The 20164-nt window shown below is 55.1% G+C and carries 20 protein-coding genes; 8 read left to right on the forward strand and 12 right to left on the reverse strand.

Features of this window, described 5'->3' with window-relative positions; translation table 11 throughout:
• The first annotated feature begins 80 nt into the window (after nucleotides 1-80).
• The 8 genes from hfq (at nucleotide 81) to B3P58_RS06175 (ending at nucleotide 7333) form a co-directional block, all read left to right on the forward strand.
• Nucleotides 81-335, forward strand: a complete 255-nt coding sequence (hfq, locus tag B3P58_RS06140; protein ID WP_145469863.1) for an RNA chaperone Hfq — start codon at nucleotides 81-83, stop codon at nucleotides 333-335.
• A gap of 17 nt (nucleotides 336-352) precedes the next feature.
• On the forward strand, nucleotides 353-1663 hold the full coding sequence (hflX, locus tag B3P58_RS06145) for a ribosome rescue GTPase HflX (protein WP_225692116.1): 1311 nt from the start codon (nucleotides 353-355) through the stop codon (nucleotides 1661-1663).
• A 97-nt stretch (nucleotides 1664-1760) separates the two neighbouring features.
• Nucleotides 1761-2942 carry an FtsH protease activity modulator HflK gene (hflK, locus tag B3P58_RS06150; RefSeq protein WP_225692117.1) on the forward strand — a complete coding sequence of 394 codons (1182 nt, stop codon included), beginning with the start codon at nucleotides 1761-1763 and terminating at the stop codon, nucleotides 2940-2942.
• Nucleotides 2942-3811 (forward strand): protease modulator HflC, encoded by an 870-nt coding sequence (gene hflC / locus B3P58_RS06155; RefSeq protein ID WP_225692118.1) that lies wholly within the window; start codon nucleotides 2942-2944, stop codon nucleotides 3809-3811. The genes hflK and hflC overlap by 1 nt, the downstream gene beginning before the upstream one ends.
• Before the next feature lie 114 nt (nucleotides 3812-3925).
• Nucleotides 3926-4123, forward strand: a complete 198-nt coding sequence (locus B3P58_RS06160) for a DUF2065 domain-containing protein (RefSeq protein WP_145469859.1) — start codon at nucleotides 3926-3928, stop codon at nucleotides 4121-4123.
• Nucleotides 4124-4134: 11 nt separating this feature from the next.
• Entirely contained in the window at nucleotides 4135-5301 is a 1167-nt protein-coding gene (locus tag B3P58_RS06165; protein WP_230332629.1) for an ATP phosphoribosyltransferase regulatory subunit, read from the forward strand.
• Between the two features lie 24 nt (nucleotides 5302-5325).
• Nucleotides 5326-6618: an adenylosuccinate synthase gene (locus B3P58_RS06170; RefSeq protein ID WP_260998465.1), complete on the forward strand. Its 1293-nt coding sequence runs from the start codon at nucleotides 5326-5328 to the stop codon at nucleotides 6616-6618.
• A 262-nt stretch (nucleotides 6619-6880) separates the two neighbouring features.
• Nucleotides 6881-7333, forward strand: coding sequence for an acyl-CoA thioesterase (locus tag B3P58_RS06175; protein WP_286716513.1), 453 nt, complete (start codon nucleotides 6881-6883; stop codon nucleotides 7331-7333).
• A gap of 107 nt (nucleotides 7334-7440) precedes the next feature.
• On the opposite strand, the gene sph is transcribed toward B3P58_RS06175, so the two are convergent.
• From sph to pcnB, 12 genes are all read right to left on the reverse strand, one after another.
• Nucleotides 7441-8946: a sphingomyelin phosphodiesterase gene (gene sph, locus B3P58_RS06180; protein ID WP_286716514.1), complete on the reverse strand. Its 1506-nt coding sequence runs from the start codon at nucleotides 8944-8946 to the stop codon at nucleotides 7441-7443.
• Nucleotides 8947-9045: 99 nt separating this feature from the next.
• The gene (gene mtnC / locus B3P58_RS06185) at nucleotides 9046-9756 is read right to left on the reverse strand and encodes an acireductone synthase (RefSeq protein ID WP_286716515.1); all 711 of its coding nucleotides are present in this window, start codon (nucleotides 9754-9756) and stop codon (nucleotides 9046-9048) included.
• 12 nt (nucleotides 9757-9768) lie between these two features.
• The gene (locus tag B3P58_RS06190) at nucleotides 9769-10314 is read right to left on the reverse strand and encodes a 1,2-dihydroxy-3-keto-5-methylthiopentene dioxygenase (RefSeq protein WP_286716516.1); all 546 of its coding nucleotides are present in this window, start codon (nucleotides 10312-10314) and stop codon (nucleotides 9769-9771) included.
• A 9-nt stretch (nucleotides 10315-10323) separates the two neighbouring features.
• Nucleotides 10324-10947 (reverse strand): methylthioribulose 1-phosphate dehydratase, encoded by a 624-nt coding sequence (locus B3P58_RS06195; RefSeq protein WP_286716517.1) that lies wholly within the window; start codon nucleotides 10945-10947, stop codon nucleotides 10324-10326.
• A 9-nt stretch (nucleotides 10948-10956) separates the two neighbouring features.
• Nucleotides 10957-11973 (reverse strand): S-methyl-5-thioribose-1-phosphate isomerase, encoded by a 1017-nt coding sequence (gene mtnA / locus B3P58_RS06200; protein WP_145469851.1) that lies wholly within the window; start codon nucleotides 11971-11973, stop codon nucleotides 10957-10959.
• Nucleotides 11974-12065: 92 nt separating this feature from the next.
• Nucleotides 12066-13682, reverse strand: a complete 1617-nt coding sequence (locus B3P58_RS06205; RefSeq protein WP_286716518.1) for a methyl-accepting chemotaxis protein — start codon at nucleotides 13680-13682, stop codon at nucleotides 12066-12068.
• 178 nt (nucleotides 13683-13860) lie between these two features.
• Nucleotides 13861-15519 carry a glucose-6-phosphate isomerase gene (gene pgi / locus B3P58_RS06210; protein ID WP_230332635.1) on the reverse strand — a complete coding sequence of 553 codons (1659 nt, stop codon included), beginning with the start codon at nucleotides 15517-15519 and terminating at the stop codon, nucleotides 13861-13863.
• A 165-nt stretch (nucleotides 15520-15684) separates the two neighbouring features.
• Complete coding sequence (gene panD / locus B3P58_RS06215) at nucleotides 15685-16065, reverse strand: aspartate 1-decarboxylase (RefSeq protein WP_145469848.1); 381 nt, start codon at nucleotides 16063-16065, stop codon at nucleotides 15685-15687.
• Nucleotides 16066-16175: 110 nt separating this feature from the next.
• On the reverse strand, nucleotides 16176-17036 hold the full coding sequence (gene panC, locus B3P58_RS06220; protein ID WP_225692128.1) for a pantoate--beta-alanine ligase: 861 nt from the start codon (nucleotides 17034-17036) through the stop codon (nucleotides 16176-16178).
• On the reverse strand, nucleotides 17033-17842 hold the full coding sequence (gene panB / locus B3P58_RS06225; RefSeq protein ID WP_286716519.1) for a 3-methyl-2-oxobutanoate hydroxymethyltransferase: 810 nt from the start codon (nucleotides 17840-17842) through the stop codon (nucleotides 17033-17035). Before panB ends, panC begins: the two co-directional genes overlap by 4 nt.
• Nucleotides 17843-17930: 88 nt before the next feature.
• On the reverse strand, nucleotides 17931-18425 hold the full coding sequence (gene folK / locus B3P58_RS06230) for a 2-amino-4-hydroxy-6-hydroxymethyldihydropteridine diphosphokinase (RefSeq protein WP_286716520.1): 495 nt from the start codon (nucleotides 18423-18425) through the stop codon (nucleotides 17931-17933).
• 14 nt (nucleotides 18426-18439) lie between these two features.
• Nucleotides 18440-19816, reverse strand: coding sequence for a polynucleotide adenylyltransferase PcnB (gene pcnB / locus B3P58_RS06235; RefSeq protein WP_349676572.1), 1377 nt, complete (start codon nucleotides 19814-19816; stop codon nucleotides 18440-18442).
• Nucleotides 19817-20164: the final 348 nt, after the last annotated feature.

The raw sequence follows: 20164 nt of genomic DNA on the forward strand, positions 1-20164 counted from the left end.
CGCTCCGGACGAACTGGGGCTTATTATTTTTCTTGGCTGTCCCCACATTGGACGGCACACCTTCATTTAAGGAGACCATTATGTCAAAAGGGCATTCTCTACAAGACCCTTACCTCAATCAGCTGCGCAAAGAACGTATTCCAGTGTCTATCTTTCTGGTAAACGGCATCAAGCTGCAAGGTCAGATCGAATCATTCGACCAATTTGTTATTCTGCTGAAAAACACGGTCAGTCAGATGGTTTATAAACACGCAATTTCTACTGTTGTACCATCCCGCAATGTGCGTCTGCAGCCTGCAGATACCGGCGAAGTTGATGGCAGCAGCGACGAGTAAACGCAGGAGCCGCTGATTTGTTCTTTGAACGCCCGGATAATGGCGGCGAAACCGCAGTACTGGTTCATATTGATTTTCCTGAGGGCCTCAACCGTGAGGACCTTAACGAGTTCAGGGAACTGGTTATTTCGGCAGGTGCCGATCCGGTGGATCTGGTAACCACCAAACGCTCAACCCCCGATCCCAAAACCTTTATCGGTAAAGGTAAAGTGGAGGAAATCGGTCAGGCTCTGCGCCTGCATGGCGCAGAACTGGTTATTTTCAATCACGCATTGTCACCCAGCCAGGAGCGTAACCTGGAGCGGGCATTGCAGTGCCGTGTTCTCGACCGTACCGGTCTGATTCTCGATATTTTCGCCCAGCGTGCGCGTACCCACGAAGGTAAGCTGCAGGTTGAACTGGCGCAGCTGCAGTTTCAGTCGACCCGTCTGATCCGTGGCTGGACTCACCTTGAACGCCAGAAGGGTGGTATTGGTCTGCGTGGGCCGGGTGAAACCCAGCTTGAGACCGACCGCCGGCTGCTGCGTGAGCGGGTAAAAAATATCAACGCCCGGCTGGAAAAGGTTCATGCCCAGCGCGATCAGAACCGTCGTGCGCGTAAGCGCTCATCGATTCCCAGTGTGGCCATTGTCGGTTACACCAACGCTGGTAAATCAACCCTGTTTAATACCCTGACCACCGCCGATGTGTATGCGGCCAATCAGCTGTTTGCCACTCTTGACCCAACGTTGCGCCGCTTTGCGGTGGATAACGTCGGTGAAGTGGTACTGGCCGATACGGTGGGATTTATTCGCCACCTGCCACACAAACTGGTTGAGGCCTTTCAGGCCACCTTGCAGGAAGCGGCCGAAGCGGATCTGCTGGTGCATGTGATCGACTGTGCGGCACAGGAACGCGAAGGCAATATTCAGCAGGTTGAGCTGGTATTAAAAGAAATTGAAGCCGATGTGGTGCCGCAACTGCGGGTCTACAACAAAATTGACCTGCTGGAACACGGCGAAGCACGTATTGACCGCGACGATCAGGGCAAACCGGTGGCGGTGTGGGTATCGGCACAGCAGCGCCTTGGACTGGATCTGTTGAACCAGGCTATTGGCGAACTGCTGAGTACGGAAGTCTTCAATGAAGATATCTGTCTGCACCCGGCGGAAGCCAAGTTACGTGCAATTCTTTACGAATTGGGTGCGATACAGAAAGAACACTATGCTGAAAACGGTGATATGGTACTGACCCTGAGAATGCAGCGTCAGGATTTCAAACGTGCTCTGGCGCGCGCTGATATGGCCGAAAGCCGTTTTCTTGAACCGGTACAGGAAGCCTGGCACTGAGTGACGATGTTACTCAATGCAACCGGTTCTGATATTTTTCAGGATGCGTTGTCATACGGACGTGCGCATCGAATTGTCTGCCTAACTGGAGTGACTTATGGCCTGGAATGAGCCCGGCGGAAAGGGCAATCCCAATGATCCCTGGGGTAACAACAACCGCGGTAATAAAAATCGCGGCAATCAGCCACCGGATCTGGATGATGCCCTGAAACAGCTGATGGACAAGATTAATGGTCTGTTCGGCAAGGGAAATGGCAATAACAATAACGGCGGTGACAGCGGTAGTGGTGCCGGCGGTTTCTTTGGTATTGCTGCGGCGATTCTGGTTGTTATGCTGGCTTTTAACTCCTTCTACACCCTGGATGAACAGGAGCGTGGTGTTGTACTGCGTTTGGGTAAATACCTGAAAACTGAGAATCCGGGTCTGCACTTTAAAGTGCCTCTGGTTGATCAGGTGATTCCTGTAAACACCACCAAGGTGCGTGAAGCCGAAATTAAAGAGCGCATGCTTACCGAAGACGAAAACATCGTCGAAGTGGAACTGAACGCGCAATACCGTGTGGCCGATCCTATTGCTTTCGCCCTGCGTGTTGAGCTGCCGGAGCGTACCCTGTTGTCTGCGGCGGAAAGTGCGCTGCGTCATGAAGTCGGTTCTGCGGCGATGGACCCAATCCTGACCACCGGCCGTGCGGTATTGGCTGAAAAAGTACAGATCCGTCTGCAGGATTACCTCGACCGTTACCAGACCGGTATGGTGCTGACCAACGTCAACATTAAAGATGCCCGCCCACCGGCTCAGGTGAAAGCGGCATTCGACGACGTACAGAAAGCCAAACAGGATAAAGAACGTTTTATCAACGAAGCTGAAGCCTACGCCAATGCGGTTGTGCCGGAAGCCCGTGGTCGCGCCCAGCGTCAGCTGGAAGAAGCCAGTGCTTATAAAGACCGCATCATCGCCCGCGCAGAGGGTGAGGCAGCCCGTTTCAACAATCTTTATTCCGAATACAAAAAAGCGCCGGCGGTTACCCGCGAGCGTCTGTATATCGAAGCGTTGTCTGATGTGTACAGCAATACCAGCAAAGTGCTGGTGGATGTTAAGGGCGGCAATAACATGATGTATCTGCCGCTGGATAAACTGATGCAGAACCTGCCGACAGCCAAAGGCGACGGCGCGTCTCTGAGCAGCGGTGATATTTCCCGTCTGACTGATCAGGTACTGAATGAAGTCCGCACCCGTCAGAACAGCACTGGCAACACTACTCGCAGGGAGGGTCGTTAATGTCTCCGAAAGCTTTATTGAGTCTGATCGTTCTGGGTGTGCTGCTGCTGGTCGCCAGTCAGGGTCTGTATGTCATCAACGAAACCGAACGCGCGATCAAGCTGCAGTTCGGTGAAGTGGTCGACAATGACATCAAACCGGGTCTGCACTGGAAAGTGCCTTTTATGCAGAACGTTAAGCGTTTTGATGCACGGGTACTGACGCTGGATACCAATCCATCGCACTTCCTGACCTCCGGTAAAAAATATGTGATCGTCGATTCGTTCACCAAGTGGCGTATCAAGGATGTGAATTCCTACTACAAAGCCACTTCCGGTAACCGTCAGGAAGCATCTAACCTGCTGGCTAACCTGGTCAACAAAGGTCTGCGTGATGAAATCGCCAACCGTACCCTGCATGAAGTGGTATCCGGTGAGCGTGATCAGCTGATGACCAAGCTGACTGCCGCGCTGAATACTCAGACTCAGGATGACCTGGGTATTGAGATTCTCGACATGCGCGTTAAAGCCGTCGATCTGCCGGATGACCTCAGTGCCTCGGTGTATAACCGTATGTCGGCGGAACGTGAGCGTGAAGCCCGCGAACACCGCTCACAGGGTAAAGAGCTGTCAGAAGGTATTCAGGCCGATGCCGATCGTCAGAAAACCGTTCTGGAAGCTGAAGCTTACCGTGATGCTGAACGCACCAAGGGTGAGGGCGATGCTGAGGCTGCGCGTATTTATGCGTCTGCTTACAACAAAGACCCTGAGTTCTATGCCTTTACCCGTAGTCTGAAAGCTTACACACAGACCTTCAGCCAGAGCGATGTGCTGCTGCTGGAGCCGGACAGCGACTTCTTCCGTTATATGAAGGACGCAAAAGGCAAGTAAGCAATAACCAATGCCCGCGCCTTAACCATGTTCAAGGCGCAGCGGCTTTGGTAGAATCCTGCAACCGGGCCTGGTGCCCGGTTTTTTTGTGCGATTTTCTTTTGAGGACCTCCGGTGCAGCCCGATTTATGGCGCGAATTCGCTATCGCCCTCTGCCTGGTGTTTATTCTTGAAGGGGTAATGCCGTTTCTCTACCCCGCCCGGTGGCGCAAGCTGGTCGCTCAGCTGGCCACAGTCGATGATCGCACGATGCGCATGACCGGTCTGATCAGTATGCTGATCGGGCTGGGTTTACTTTACGTAATCAATTAAAAGGCTGGACGATGACTAGCGCTGACCGTTGGCTATTGCCGGATGGTATTGAAGAAGTGCTGCCGCCACAGGCGCGGCGGATTGAACAGTTGCGTCGCCGTTTGCTCGACCTGCTGGATAACTGTGGCTATGACCTGGTGATTCCACCGGCGCTTGAATATCTGGACTCATTGCTGACCGGTGTTGGCAAAGATCTCGATTTGCGTACCTTTAAAGTCACCGACCAGCTGTCTGGCCGTCTGATGGGACTGAGTGCCGATACCACGCCTCAGGTTGCCCGTATCGATGCCCACAGTCTGGCTCCGGAAGGCATCAGCCGTCTGAGCTACTGCCGTACCGTATTCCATGCCAAGGCCAGCTCACTGCTGGCCAGCCGCACCCCGACGCAGATTGGTGCTGAACTGTACGGCGAAGCCGGTGTTGGTGCCGACGTTGAAATCATCAGCCTGATGCTGACCCTGCTTGAGTCCGCCGGTGTACAGCAGGTGCATCTGGATCTGGGCCATGTTGGCGTATTCCGTGCGTTGGCAGCCAAAGCCGGTATCAGTGCTGAACAGCAGCGTGAGCTGTTTGATCTGCTGAAACTGAAATGCGCCACCGACCTTGAAGCCTGGGCTGCGCGCGAAATTCAGGATGCTGCACTGGCTGAAGCCTTTGCACTGCTGATCCGCCTGCAGGGCGACCGTCAGAAACTGGATGCCGCCATCAGCCGTATGGCAGAGCTGGTACCGGAAACTTCCGCCGAGCTGGCGCATATTCAGCAGGTTGCAGAGCAGCTGGCGCAGCGTTTCCCGCAGACGTCGCTGTATTTCGACCTGACCGAACTGCGCGGCTATAACTATCACACCGGTCTGGTGTTTGCTGCTTATATTCCTGGCTATGGCGATGCCATCGCTCAGGGTGGCCGTTATGACGAAACCGGCGCGGTGTTCGGCCGTGCCCGTCCGGCAACCGGCTTCAGTGCTGATCTGAAGGTACTGGCCCGTTTCGGAACCTATCAGGCAGAAGCAAAACAGACAGTAGTTGCACCCAATGATAATGACCCGGCCTTATGGCAACTGATTGCGCAACTGCGCGAGCAGGGCAAACGGGTTCTGGTGCCGTTGAACGATGATGCGATCCGGGCGGATCTGTATCTGAAAAAACTGGATGGCCAGTGGCAGCTGGTCGAAGCTTAATTTTTTAGAGTGATTGATACCGCGATGGGCAAAAGCGTTGTTGTTCTGGGCACCCAATGGGGTGACGAAGGTAAGGGTAAGATTGTTGACCTGCTGACTGAAAAAGCCGCCGCTGTAGTGCGCTTTCAGGGTGGTCACAATGCTGGTCATACACTGGTAATTAACGGTGAGAAAACCGCACTGCACCTGATTCCGTCCGGCATCCTGCGTGATGGCGTGACCTGTATCATCGGTAACGGTGTGGTGCTGGCGCCGGATGCTCTGCTGAAAGAGATCCGGGCACTGGAAGAGCGTGGCGTACCGGTAATGGAACGTCTGCGTATCTCCCACGCCTGTCCGCTGATTCTGCCGTATCACTGCGCTCTGGATCAGGCTCGTGAGATTAAGCGTGGCAATGCCAAGATCGGTACCACCGGTCGTGGTATCGGCCCGGCTTACGAAGATAAAGTATCCCGTCGCGGCCTGCGCGTTGGCGATCTGTATCAGCCGGAGTTCGCCGACAAACTGAAAGAAGTGATGGAATACCATAACTTCTCGCTGAAAAATTACTACGGCGTTGACGAAGTCAGCTACGAAGAAACCCTGGCGTCCTGTATGGACTGGGCAGCACAGATCAAAGACGTTGTTGTTGACGCTGTGAACCTGGTGCACGAAATCCGCGAAAGTGGTGGCGACATCATGTTTGAAGGTGCGCAGGGCACACTGCTGGATATCGACCACGGTACCTATCCGTTCGTAACCTCGTCCAACACCACCGCCGGTGGCGTGGCGACCGGTTCCGGCGTAGGCCCGCTCTATCTGGATCAGATTCTGGGTATCACCAAGGCTTACACCACCCGTGTAGGTTCTGGCCCGTTCCCGACCGAACTGTTCGACGACGTGGGTGTACATCTGGCGACTGTCGGTAAAGAAAAAGGCACCACCACCGGCCGTGACCGCCGTTGTGGCTGGTTCGATGCGATGCTGGTGAAACACGCGATCCGCGTAAACTCCATCAACACCATCTGTCTGACCAAGCTCGACGTACTGGACGGTCTGGAGACCATCAAAGTCTGTGTTGGTTACGAAGATGCCGATGGCAATGCCGTGAATGTACCGGCCAGTGCTGATCAGTTCGATAAGATCAAGCCGGTCTATCAGGAACTGCCAGGCTGGAGCGAGTCGACTTTTGGTGCCAAGAGCATTGATGATCTGCCGGAAAATGCCCGTGCCTACGTGCGTTTTGTCGAGCAGGCTATTAATGCACCGATCGATATTATTTCCACCGGTCCTGACCGTGTAGAAACCATCGTTCTGCGTCACAGCTTCGAGCTGTAATCCGCATCTGGTGCAGCAAAGAAACCCCGCAGCTCAGGCTCCGGGGTTTTTTTGTACCTGCTGGTTATGATTGGTGCCACCAGCCCTTGAATGAGCTGAATAATATTCATCAATTTCCTGGTTTTAGTATTTTCGATGATTTAACGGCAATAAAGGCATGTCTATTGCTAAAGTGTCTTTTCTGACTTTTTAGACATTGATGATTGTCAGAAAACCGGCACAGAGAGGCCGGTCGTCACCACGTTAACTACAGGAAAATGCTATGCAGGATTTGTATGAATATCCGGTCGTCATTGAAGTACCGGTAGCCTGGGGGGAAATGGATGCTTTTCAGCATGTGAATAACACCCAGTTCTTCCGCTATTTTGAAAGCGCCAGAGTGCAGTATTTCGATAATCTGAAGATTCTCGATTATATGAACAACTATGCCCGCGGGCCGATTCTGGCTTCCACTAATGCTAAGTTTCTGGCGCCGGTAAAGTACCCGGATACACTGAGTGTCGGTATCCGCAGTCTGCGTCTGGAAAGCGGGCGTATTACCCAGGAGTACGCGGTCTGGAGTCATGAAACCTCACGCCTGGTGGCGAAAGGTGAAAGTCTGCTGGTGTTCTTTGATTACAAGGCCGGACAGCCCTGTGATATCCCGCAGGGGCTGGCAGACAGTATTCTGGCACTGGAGCCTTATCTGGCAGCCGGAATAGAAGCCCCTTCCTGAGGGAGCGTTCTGTAAAGAGCAGGCTCTGTAAGGGAAATTTGTCTTAAAGAGAACATGCCTTAAAAAAACAGTGCCATGCGGAATAACCGCATGGCACTCTTTGGCGCTTAATCTATTTCAACGCGGAAGCGGTGATCGTTACCGTAGCTGCGATCCCACAGGAACAGGTGGTTGTGCCAGTTACCACCCTGCCAGTTGCGTACGTAGTACCAGAAACTGCCGCCGAAATCGCCGAACACCACTTCATCGCCGTCTTTCAGGCAACCATCACTGACGGGTCCGACTTTACGTAAATACAGGTTCTCCGACGGGCTGCTGGCGGCGTAATAACCGTAGTCGCCATCGCCGCCGCGCCAGTAATTCATATAGCGGCCGTTCTGGTTGCTGCGCAGCTTGATATAGGCACCGGGCCAGCCGCCGACATCTTTATAGTTATTACTGGTCAGGCAATAGAGGTCGGTAAACTGAGTTCCCCAGCCTTCAATACTGAAACTGCTGCTGGCATCGCTGGCGCTGTGATTGGTGGTCAGCCAGCCGTCGCTGTTATTGCTCAGACCCAGATAGCCGCCACTGTTCAGCGCTTTGAAGCGCACCTGACGATAACGCTCCTGACGCGGGCTGATGTCCGGCTGACTGGCAGCGGCGCCTAAACCCACCACCGGGAAGTGGTCGGAATATTCATCCGATTCATAATGGTAGCTGTCGGGAATAATGACGGTATCCCGCCAGGTACTGGCTGCCGCAACCGGCAGGGTGGCGTTACCCCAGCCCGGAATGTCTGCATGGGCAGCCGACAGCAACAGGTAATCCAGATGTTCAGGGGCGTAGCCCGGGTATTGTTTGGCGGCGAGGTCGTTCTGCTCAGGGTTCCAGCTGGGGATATCATTCAGGTATTGCGGAGCACGGGCGTTCAGTGCGCTGAGCATGTTCTGATATTCCGGACCCTGGGTTTTAACATTCAGGTCGCCGGCGATAATCACGGGTTCATGTGCAGGGATATTCTGCGCAGCAATAAAATCGCGGATTTTTCCGAACTGTGCCAGACGCTCCGCCGAGCCTTTTGGCGTACCGCCGCAGCTGGATGATTCTGACTGGGTGTGAGTGGCGATCAGGTGCAGGCGTTCACCGTTACGCAGAATGCGCGCATAGGCAAAGCCCTTGTTGTCGAGAGAGTCGTCACCGCAGCTGTTGTTAAACATCACCTGCGCCTGATACTCAATCGGCCAGCGGCTGAGGATGGCAACACCGCCATTCTTTTTAACCGGATCAATATAACCAATGCTGTCATCCCACTGGCTGGCATTCAGGTCGGAGGCGATCACCGGCGTCTGATACGGATAGTCGTTTGCCAGCCCCTGCAGAATAACATTGGCCGGGCCGCTGCCGTCGTAGTTCAGTTCGAACAGTTCATTCAGCGCGACCACATCGTAGCCGCGGATATAGTCTGCCTGGGCGACCAGCGCTGCACGCTGATCGGTACCCGGGCCGGTGCCCAGTCCCCAGAGGAAGACCGGCAGATACACGTTATGGGTCAGAACACGCAGATCGTTGTAGCTGGCCTGAGCGGGCATGCCCAACAACAACAGGAACAACAGAGGAAGAACGGATTTCATGGTGAGCTCGTTATAATTGTAAGAGCGTACCACTTTAACGGAGGGGGATAATTCTGACATCTGGCGTATCGGGCCAGATGCCATGTTTGTCTTAAGCGATCAGTTTAAAACAATATCCGCAAAGCTACTGACGGCGGTATGAGTGGGGTTCTGCGGTAGAGCACCATCACGTACCAGCCAGCAGGTTTGCAGTCCGGCTGCGCGCGCGGCATCCAGTTCTTCAGCGATATCCGACAGAAACAGCACATCCGCCGCCTGAATATCATGCTGCTTCTGCAGTTCGGCGAGGATAGTACGGTAGGAGTCGGCCTCCCGTTTGCCGCCGACCAGGGTATCGAAATGACCGCTGAACAACGGCAGCAGATCACCGTCCTGTGAATAACCGAAAAACAGCTTCTGTGCCTGTACTGAGCCCGAAGAATAGACATACAGCGGAATGCCGCTGGCATGCCAGCGCTGCAGGTATTCGGTGGCATCGGCATACATGTGCGCGGCGTAGTCGCGGTTTTTGTAGCCGGCTTCCCAGATCAGTCCCTGCAGGGCTTTCAGCGGTGTTACTTTGCGGTCGGCGGCGATCCACTGCAGCAACAGCGCAATCAGCGCTTCATGGTCGGTGGCGTCAACGTCGATACCTTCGGCGGCAGCCAGTTGCGCAGTCTGTGCCAGTTGCTGCTGCACCTGAGCATCCTGCAGATGACTGCGCACGTAATCCGGCAGGTGCTGTGCGGCGTATGGAAAGAGCACGTCTTTGACAAAAGAGATGGAAGACGTGGTGCCTTCAATATCGGTCAGAATCAGTTTTACGGTCATCAGGGGTGCGGCTCAGTTTTCCAGGCGGTTAAAGCGTTCGGCAATGTCGCTGCCGGTGAAGTTGGCGACCCAGCCGTCAGGGTTGTTGAACAGACGGATGGCAATAAAACCCGGATTCGGGCCCATATCAAACCAGTGCGGGGTGTTGGCCGGCACACTAATCAGGTCGCCTTTCTGGCACAGGACTTCAAACACTTTGTTGTCGGCATGCAGGGTGAACAGACCTTCACCGGCGACGAAGAAACGCACTTCGTCTTCGCTGTGGGTGTGTTCGCTGAGAAATTTCTGCCGCAGTTCGGCTTTCTGCGGATGGTCGGCGCTGAGGCTGACCACATCAACGGTCTGATAGCCATCTTCCTGCATCAGGCGGTCGATGTCTTTGCGGTAGGCGCTGATAACTTCTTCCGGTTGGGCGCCGGCGCTCAGATCGCTGCCGGTTTGCCACTGTTCGAAGCGTACGCCAATCTCTGCCAGTCGCGCCTGAATCTTGCTGCTGTTATCACTGGTAAACAACAGATTCGTTGTGTCGTGGTCGGTATAGATGCGGATAATGCTCATGGCAGTCCCTTAGAGTTGACGGAGTTTCAGCAATTCGAGCTGGTAGCCTAACAGGTTTTCCAGCGCTTCCAGATGACGGAAACATTCCGCCAGATCTTTGCCCCAGGTGTACACGCCGTGACCGCGTATCAGATAGGCGAGGCCCTGACCCTGAGTGCTCATATGCTGTTCGACCAGAGCAGCCAGGCGGGCGATATCCTGATCGTTGGCAAACAGCGGAAAGCTTATGGTGTCTTCGTGGGTGGTTTCCCCGGCGAAGGCTTTCTGCAGTTCCCAACCGTTAAGCTGCAGCTGATCCTGTGGCCAGATCTGCGACAGTACTACCGCCACCGGCGAGTGGGTATGCAGCACGGCACCAATCGCCGGATCACGTTCGTACAGCTGAGTATGCAACAGGGTTTCGGCGGAAGGCTTGCCCGGAGTCAGGGCGTGGCCATTCCAGTCGACCACCAGAATATCCGCCGGTGTCAGCTCGCCCTTGTGCTTACCGGAACTGGTCAGTGCACAGCACTGCTCATTCAGGCGTACGGAATAGTTGGAACTGGTGGCCGGTGACCAGCCACGGCTGTAGAGGATGCGGCCATAATCACACAGCGCCTGGGCGGCGCGGGCAAAATCCTGCTGATTAAACATGGCCATTCCTCAGCGTGCCAGCAGCAGCGCAACGCTGTCGCGGTCGGGTTGCATAATCAGGCCCTTTTCGGTGGCGATGACATCGATCAGGCCAGCCGGGGTAACATCAAATGACGGGTTAATGGCCTGACAGCCGGCCGGTGCAATCGGCTGACCAAAGAGGCTGGTCACTTCTTCCTGCGGCCGCTGCTCGATCGGAATGTCTTCACCGCTTTCGAGGGTTAAGTCGAAGGTAGTGGTCGGGGCGGCAACCATCACTTTGACCCCATGGTGTTTGGCCAGTACCGCCAGACTGTAAGTGCCGATTTTATTGGCTACATCGCCATTGGCGGTAATACGGTCGGCGCCGACAATCACCCAGTCGACATTGCCCTGACGGAACAGCTGTGCGGCGGCACCGTCGCATACCAGAGAGACAGGAATCTGATCTTGCATCAGTTCCCAAGCGGTCAGACGCGCGCCCTGTAACCACGGGCGGGTTTCTCCGGCGTATACCTGAGTAACCTTACCTTCGGCGTAACCGCTGCGGATAATGCCAAGGGCAGTACCGTGACCACCGGTGGCCAGTGCGCCGGTGTTGCAGTGGGTGTAGATTACGGCATTTTCCGGCAGCACCGAGGCACCGAACTCGCCCATGGCGAGGTTGGCGGCGATATCTTCTTCGTGAATCTTGCGGGCCTCGGCCACCAGTGTGTGCGCATCGGCGGTGTTGAGCGCGGCCATGCGCTCCAGTGCCCAGAACAGGTTAACGGCAGTCGGACGGGATTCTGCCAGAACATGGTAAGCCTGCTGCAGATCGCGGCCGGCCAGAGCGTCGAGGGCATAGCCATAGGCGGCGGCAATACCAATGGCCGGGGCACCGCGCACGACCATGGCGCGGATGGCATCGGCGACTTCGGCGGCGGTGGTGTATTCGAGTACACGGTGTTCGTGCGGGAGTACGCGCTGATCAAGCAGATGCAGGCTTTGCTGGCGCCATTCGATGGCATGGAAAGAAGCGTGTGCGGATGCAGAATGTGCAGACATGATGGCCGTCCTGATAACAAGGTGCGGGCAGCAGTAACACTCTGCCACGCACTTAAAATAAGGCGGCTATTCTAGCTGAATGGCACCCGATCCTAAACTTTAAACTCGTTTACGATGCTGCGCAGTTGTTCGGCCTGCTCGGCCAGCTGCTCGGAGGCGCTGGCGGTGTTGCTGGCCTCGCGTACGGTATTCTCGGACACCTCATTGATACGCACGATATTGGCGCTGATTTCGGCCGCCACCTGGCTTTGTTCTTCCGCGGCAGTGGCAACCTGAGCGTTCATATTATTGATAGTGGCTACGTGCTGCATAATGCTGTTGAGTGAGTTTTCGGCCTGACGTGACTGTTCCACTGCTTTCTGGGCATTGCCCTGACTGAGCTCCATCACCTGAACGGCTTCTTTCATATTGCGGTTGAGTCGTTCGGTAACACTCTGGATATCGCTGGTGGTTTCTTCGGTGCGGGCGGCCAGTGCGCGGACTTCATCGGCGACCACGGCAAAACCACGGCCCTGTTCGCCGGCACGGGCGGCTTCAATGGCGGCGTTCAGCGCCAGCAGGTTGGTTTGTTCGGCAATGCCCTGAATGGTTTTGGAGGCATTGCCGATCTGTTCGCTTTCTTTCGCCAGCGTCTGGATAACGTCACGGGCGTGCTGTACATCATGCACCAGCTCGGTAATGGCGCGGATATTGGCTTCCATCACTTTTTGCGAGGCGCTGGTTTCTTCGCTGGCTTTGCGGGTGGCATCGGCGGCGGATTCGGCGCTCTCGGCGACTTCGGAGGCGGTGGCGGACATCTGGTTGACCGCAGTGGCTACCTGTTCAATTTCATCCTGCTGATGCTGGATGCCACGGCGGGTCGCGGTGGCGATGGTCAGTACTTTTTCTGAACCGGCAGACACACCAAGGCTTAAGTTAGCCATTACCCGTACCAGCAGCTGCAGGTGACTGATAAAACCATTGAAGTTGGTGACCAGTTTGCCGATTTCATCGGTAGCGCGGGTTTGCAGGCGGATGGTCAGATCGCCGTGGCCGGTAGCCATTGAGCCCAGTGAGTGAACAATACGGTTAACCAGCCGGGTAATCAGGCTGGAGATGTACCAGGCGGTGAACTGCAGCATGGCGATCATAATCAGCGCAATCATCAGGCCGACCTTGAGGGTGCGCGAGCTTTCATCGCTGGTGGCCTGAATTTCTGCAGAAAAGTTCTGGTAATTCTGCTGGCGCAGCTGCTCCAGCATGGTGCTGAAAGCATCGTAAGTCTGGTTTGCCTGTTGAGCACGTTGTGCCAGTTGGGCCAGCTCTATAGAGCCTTTAATCATGCCCTCAGCCATCTGACTGGCGCTTTGCCAGTACTGTTTATAGGCATCGCTGAGTTGCTGGATCTGCTGGTTCTGAGGCAGCAGCTGGCGGATAGCATCCAGTGTTGTCAGCATATCCTGATGATGACGGCGGGCTTCGGCTATGCGGTCTTCATCCAGATCGGCGACGGCATTGGCCAGCTCATTGCGGACTTTAAACAGCAGCAGGCCGCTGCGGTCGATTTTTTCGGTTAACGGGAAAGCAACCTGCTCCATATGCTTCAGGTTGGATTCTATGCGCTGCTGCGCGAGCAGTGAATAACCCAGGTAAATGAGAAAACCGGCGGCACCGGTGAGGGCAATGGCAAAAATTTTGTAGCGCAGGGATAGTCCGTTAAACAGCGTCATTCAGCATCATCCTGATTGAAAACTCAGGATTAGGAATAGCTTAGGAGTCGGAATGCGACAAGTTGTCTGACCTGATAGTCAGTACGTCCTTATGGGAATAACTGAAAGCACCCACACTCAAGAGTCGGAAGTCATGCCGGAGTATGAATGAGGGCTCATACTCCGGCATCAGACAGGATCAGAGCATATCCTGCATTTGCTGGTAAGCGCGCACCAGGCCGTTGGTAGAACCGTCAAAATGTTGCGGAATACGCTGTGATTCCAGCGCTTCCAGTACTTTATTACCAAGCTGTTTACCCAGTTCCACGCCCCACTGATCGAAGGAGTTTACGCCCCAGAGCATGCCCTGGGCCGCGACCTTGTGCTCGTACAGAGCGATCAGTGCGCCAATGGTCTGTGGCTTGGATTTGGGGAAGTACAGGGTATTGCTCGGACGGTTACCGGGAATGACCTTCTGCGGTGCCAGTACGATAGCTTCAGCTTTGCTCATGCCGGCGGCGATCAGTTCTTCGATGGCTTCGTCTTCCGATTTGCCCTGCAGCAACGCCTGGCTCTGGCTCAGGCAGTTGGAGACCAGCATGGCGTGGAAATTGTCGATCGGGTTGTGGCTGCACATCGGCATGATGAAGTCACAGGGAGAGAAATGCGTGCCCTGATGCAGCAACTGGTGGAAAGCATGCTGGCCATTGGTGCCAACGCCGCCCCAGATGATTGGGCCGGTCTGATAATCGACCTGATAACCATCGGCGGTGACCGACTTGCCATTACTCTCCATATCGAGCTGCTGCAGGTGGGCCGGCAGGGTACGCAGATAGTGGTCGTACGGCAGAATGGCGTGGGAATTTACCCCGAAGAAGTTCACATACCAGATTCCCAGTAACGCCATGATTACCGGCATATTCTGCTCCAGCGGCGCAGTGCGGAAGTGCTCGTCCATTTCAAAGGCGCCACGCAGCAGGTCGCGGAAGTTGTCGATACCAATCGCCAGTGCCAGCGGTAAACCAATGGCTGACCAGAGCGAATAACGGCCGCCCACCCAGTCCCACATCGGGAAAATATTCTCTTCGGCAATGCCAAACTCAACCGCTTTCTCAATATTGGAAGACACCGCGGTAAAGTGCTTGGCCAGGTCACTTTCGTTACCACCGTTATCCAGGAACCACTGGCGGCAGGCCATGGCATTCTTCAGGGTTTCCTGAGTACTGAATGACTTCGACTGGATGATAAACAGCGTGGTGGCCGGGTCGAGGCGCTTCAGGATCTCGGTGATATGAGAGCCATCGATATTGGCCAGATAGTGAATAGTCAGGCGGCTATCCCAGTAGGGTTTTAACGCACCGGATGCCAGCTTTGGGCCCAGAAAAGAACCACCGATGCCGATGGAGACCACATCGGTAAAGGCTTTGTTGGTGTAACCGCGCCACTGGTTGCGGCGGATTTTCCAGCAGAACTCTTCCATGCGGCGTACGGTGTCTTTGATTTCCGGCATGATGTCCTGGCCGTTAACCAGCACCGGGCGATCGCTGAAGTTACGCAGGGCGGTGTGCAGGGCAGGACGCTTTTCACTGCGGTTAATGGCTTCGCCGCTGAACATACTGTCGATATGCAGAGGCAGTTCCCGCTCATTGGCGAGCTGCAGCAGCAGGCGCATGGTTTCTTCGGTGATACGGTTTTTGGAGTAATCCAGGCTCAGACCAGCGGCCTGAATATGGAAGCGCTCAAAGCGGTAAGGGTCTGCTGCAAACCAGTCACGCATATGCTGGTCTTTGATTCCGGCATGATGCTGTTGTAACGATTTCCAGATTTCAGACTGGGTCAGGCTTCCTGTTACGGCCATGAACTTTCCTTAAATACGGTCGGATGACAACGACAAGTCAGATGCGGCGAGTATACGGAAGGCGGCAACAACGGGCAAAAAACTTGCGCTGAGGGCTGGGTTGGCAATGGCCCATAAAAAAACGCCGCATAAAGCGGCGTTTATTGGTCTGGCAGTGAGCCGGGCTCAGGCCACCTGGACCGGAATATCGAAGCTGGTATGGCTGACGCTGTTATCGGCGTTCAGGTACACCATCTTAGGCTTGAACGTGGCCAGCTCTTTTTCGTCATAGTTAGCGTAAGCACAGATAATAATGCGGTCGCCCACATCAGCCATATGCGCTGCAGCACCATTTACGGAAATGATACCTGAACCATCTTCGCCACGAATAATATAGGTGGTGAAGCGTTTGCCATTATTGATGTTATAGATCTGGATCTGTTCAAACTCACGCATACCCGCGAGATCCAGCAATTTGCCGTCAATGGCACAAGAGCCTTCATAGTTCAGCACCGAGTGCGTAACCCGAGCCTGATGAAGCTTGGCTTTGAGCATGATGGATTGCATGGTAAACCCTTTCTTTACTATTCGGACGATTCTTCACTGTGGGAGCAGGTCCTGCAGCGCCGGAATTGTTCACTTATCACCCATATGGGCGCAAGGCGGCGAAGTATGCCTCAATCATTCGCCTGATTCAATGTCACCTGAAGATTATCAATTAAGCGTGCTGAGCCAAGGAAAGCCGCGCCTAAAACGACTACAGAGTGGTCATTGAGTGTTGCCGGAGCCAGGTCTGAAGTACGGCGGATTTCCAGATAATCGGTACGGAAACCACGTTGATTCAGGCGTTCTTCTGCATTTTTCAGGCTGTCGGAAAGGTCTTTTCCGGCTTTGAAGTCGTCAGCGATCTCGCTCAGGGTCTGATACAGGCCCGGGGCCAGCGCCCGTTCTTCAGCGCTCAGATAACCGTTACGGGAGCTTAAGGCGAGGCCATCAGCTGCGCGTTTGGTTGGTACCGGGACGATTTCCACCGGCATGCACAGGTCGTTCACCATCTTGCGGATTACCGCCACCTGCTGAAAATCTTTTTCACCGAAAAAGGCCATATCCGGCAGCACCTGATTGAACAGTTTGCTGACCACCGTCGATACGCCATCAAAGTGGCCGGGGCGACTGCCGCCGCACAGCCCCTCAGATACGACCGGTACATGCACAATGCTCTGTGCGTCCTGGCCGTTGGGGTACATTTCATCGACATCGGGCGCAAACAGCAGGTCACAGCCGGCGGCGGCGAGCTTTTCCTGATCGGCAGGCAGGGTGCGCGGGTAGCGTGCCAGATCGCTCTTATCATTGAACTGCAGCGGGTTGACGAATACTGATGAAACGGTAAAGCAGTCTGCCGCCAGAGAGCATTCAATCAGGCTGATATGGCCTTCGTGCAGATTGCCCATGGTTGGCACAAACCCGATACGACGGCCGCTGTTGCGGGCATTGCGCACATGTTCGCGCAGTTCGCGGATGGTATGAACGGTAATCATGCGTTGAATCCGTGTTCGGCGGCCGGGAACTGACCGGATTTAACTTCTTCAACATAAGCGGCAAAGGCCTGCTGCACGTTGCGGCCATCGGTGAGGAAGTTTTTCACAAACTTAGGAGTAAAACCGGAATTCAGACCCAGCATATCGTGCATCACCAGAACCTGTGCATCGGTGCCAGCACCGGCGCCGATGCCAATCACCGGAATGGATACCGCGGCGCTGATGCGGGCGGCAAGGGCGCTGGGGACACATTCGAGCAGCAGCAGGTCGGTACCGGCTTTTTCCAGCGCGATGCAGTGGGCCAGCATGGCTTCGGCTTTATCGTCTTCACGGCCCTGTACGCGGTAACCACCGAATTTGTTCACCGATTGCGGTGTCAGGCCAAGGTGTACGCACACCGGCACACCCTGACGGCCCAGAGATTCAACCAGCGGAATCAGCCAGTCATCGCCTTCCAGTTTGACCATATGGGCACCGGCCTGCATCACCTTACGGGCGCTTTCCAGCCCTTGTTCCAGCGTGCCGTAACTCATAAACGGCAGATCGGTCATGATGAATGCCGGGCGCTTGGCGCGACGGTTGCCACGCACAACGGCTTCGGTGTGATAGACCATATGCTCAACCGTAACCGGCAGTGTGCTGTCCTGGCCCTGAATCACATTGCCGAGGGAATCGCCGACCAGCAGTACTTCGACACCGGCATCGGCTGCCAGTTGGGCAAAGGTCGCGTCGTAGGCGGTCAGGACCGAAAATTTTTCCTGCCCGGCTTTCATTGCCTGCAGTGAGCGGATACTGATGGGACTCATGGTCATTCTCCGGTTACAGCGTTTCGTTTAGAAACAAATCTGGGGCGTATGGTGCGGATTGGCGCTTATAAGTCAACTGTCAGAGCAGTCAACAAACCTGTGGCGGTGGCCCGATGCGTTGCAGATCACCACCGAATTCCGGCGTCAGCCCAGCAATGGCGCGGCCATCGGGCAGGTGCAGATCGGCGGCAATTTCAGTCAGCGGCAACAGTACAAAACTGCGCTTATGCATCTCGTGATGGGGGATATTCAGACGTTCGCTGCGCATGGTCAGGTCGCCGTACAACAGCAGATCGAGATCGATGCAGCGCTCTCCCCAGTGGCGGCGTTTGATGCGCCCCTGTTCCTGTTCCTGCGCCTGCAGGGCATCCAGCATGGCCAGCGGTTCGAGACTGGTTTCCAGCTCAGCAACGGCATTCATGTAATCCGGCTGATCCTGCGGCCCCAGTGGTTTGCTGCCGTACAGTGAAGAGCAGCGCAGCAGGCGGCTGTGCGGTAATGCGGCCAGCGCGCGCAGAGCGATAGTGATCTGCGCGGCAGGATCGTCAAGGTTGGCACCGAGGCCAATAAAGCAGCGAATCATGGCCAGCCGGGCGCTCAGTGAGCCTGAGGTGGGCGGCGGTTACGGTTGCGCGGAGAACGGCGACGGCGTTTTTTGTATTCGCCCTGACCGTCAGCGTCGCCTGTACGTTCGAAATCGCGTGGCGGACGACTCTGTACCAGATCCGGATGCTCCTGCTGCAGGCGTGTCCAGAAACCACCGATACCATTCAGGTTTTCGCCGGACTGCTCGCGCAGCAGTACAAAATCATAAGCGGCACGGAAGCGCGGGTGGGTCAGCAGGTCTTCGGCCTTGCGGCTCTGGGTACGTGCCAGACGTAACTGCATTTCCCAGATTTCGCGCATCGGGATAGAAAAGCGCTTGGGAATGGCGGTGCTCTGAATCTGTTGCGCCAGAACCCGGTCGGCCGCTTTCTGCAGCGCCGGGTGCGGTGGCATGCCTTTGGCCTCAAATTCTTTCTGGATACGCACCAGCGGTGGCCAGAGCAGGGCAGCAAGGAAGAAGTAAGGTGTTACCGATTTACCCGCACGGATGCGCTCATCGGTGTTACGCATGGTGTTCTCGGCCATGACCAGAGCCTGCGGATCATCGCGCAGGCATTGCTCGGTGGCCGGGAACAGCGGGCCAAACAGCTGGTACTCTCGCAGCAGGCGCAGGGTATCCAGCGCCTTGCCGTGCAGAAACAGTTTGAGAATTTCTTCAAACAAACGTGCGGCCGGAATCTGTTCCAGCAATGGGGCCATCACCGGGATTGGCTCGGCAGTATGCGCCTCAATGCTGAAATCCAGTTTGGCGGCAAAACGGATGGCGCGCAGCATACGCACCGGATCTTCGCGGTAACGGGTTTCCGGATCGCCGATCAGGCGCAGACGACGGTTTTGCAGGTCATCCCAACCGCCGGCATAAGCATGCACGCTGTAGTCGGCAATATCGTAATAGAGAGCGTTGATGGTGAAATCGCGGCGTACGGCGTCTTCGTCTTTGTTGCCGTAAACGTTATCACGCAGAATCATGCCCTGATCGCCCTTGGCGGCAATTTTACTGGAGTGTTCCTCAGTGGGCGGGGCGCGGAAAGTGGCTACTTCAATCACGTCGCGGCCAAAGACCACGTGCACCAGCTTGAAACGACGGCCGATCAGACGGGAATTACGGAACAGCTGATTAACCTGTTCAGGGGTGGCATCGGTTGCTACGTCGAAATCTTTTGGATGCAGGCCCAGCAGGGTGTCACGAACGCCACCGCCAACCAGCAATGCCTGGTGTCCGGCTTTGTTCAGCCGGTACAGTACTTTGAGGGCATTTTCGCTGATGTTGCTGCGACTGATGCTGTGCTCGTCACGTGGCACGATGGTCAGCTGCACATCGGTACGTGGTTTCTTTTTGCCGAACAGGCGGATAACAGATTTGATCAAATTGGTTGGCCGTTTCACGGATTGAGAAGTCTTAGTCTTGCAAAGAAGCAGGCGAGTGTAACGGTTCACCTGAATTTAAGGAACCTCTGAATAGCCTCGTCTGCCAGCAATGGCCGCGAAGTCTGTTTGCGGGGGGCAGATAAACAAAAAGCCGCATTGGCGGCTTTGTGAGTCTTCTCTTTTTATTATTGTTATTTTCAACCAGGCGAACCGACTGTTTTGAATGGACAGGTTCCTGCCCTTTATTTTTCTTATTCTTCACAGCCAAGAGCTGTGCATTCAAAACAGCGTGTTCATAACACCGGTCTTTTATTGTTGTTGTTATCGAAGACCGTTTTGCCCGGCGCT

This window comes from Thalassolituus sp. UBA2009, assembly GCF_002335285.1.
GTDB classification, from domain to species: Bacteria; Pseudomonadota; Gammaproteobacteria; order Pseudomonadales; family Oceanobacteraceae; genus Venatoribacter; species Venatoribacter alkanivorans.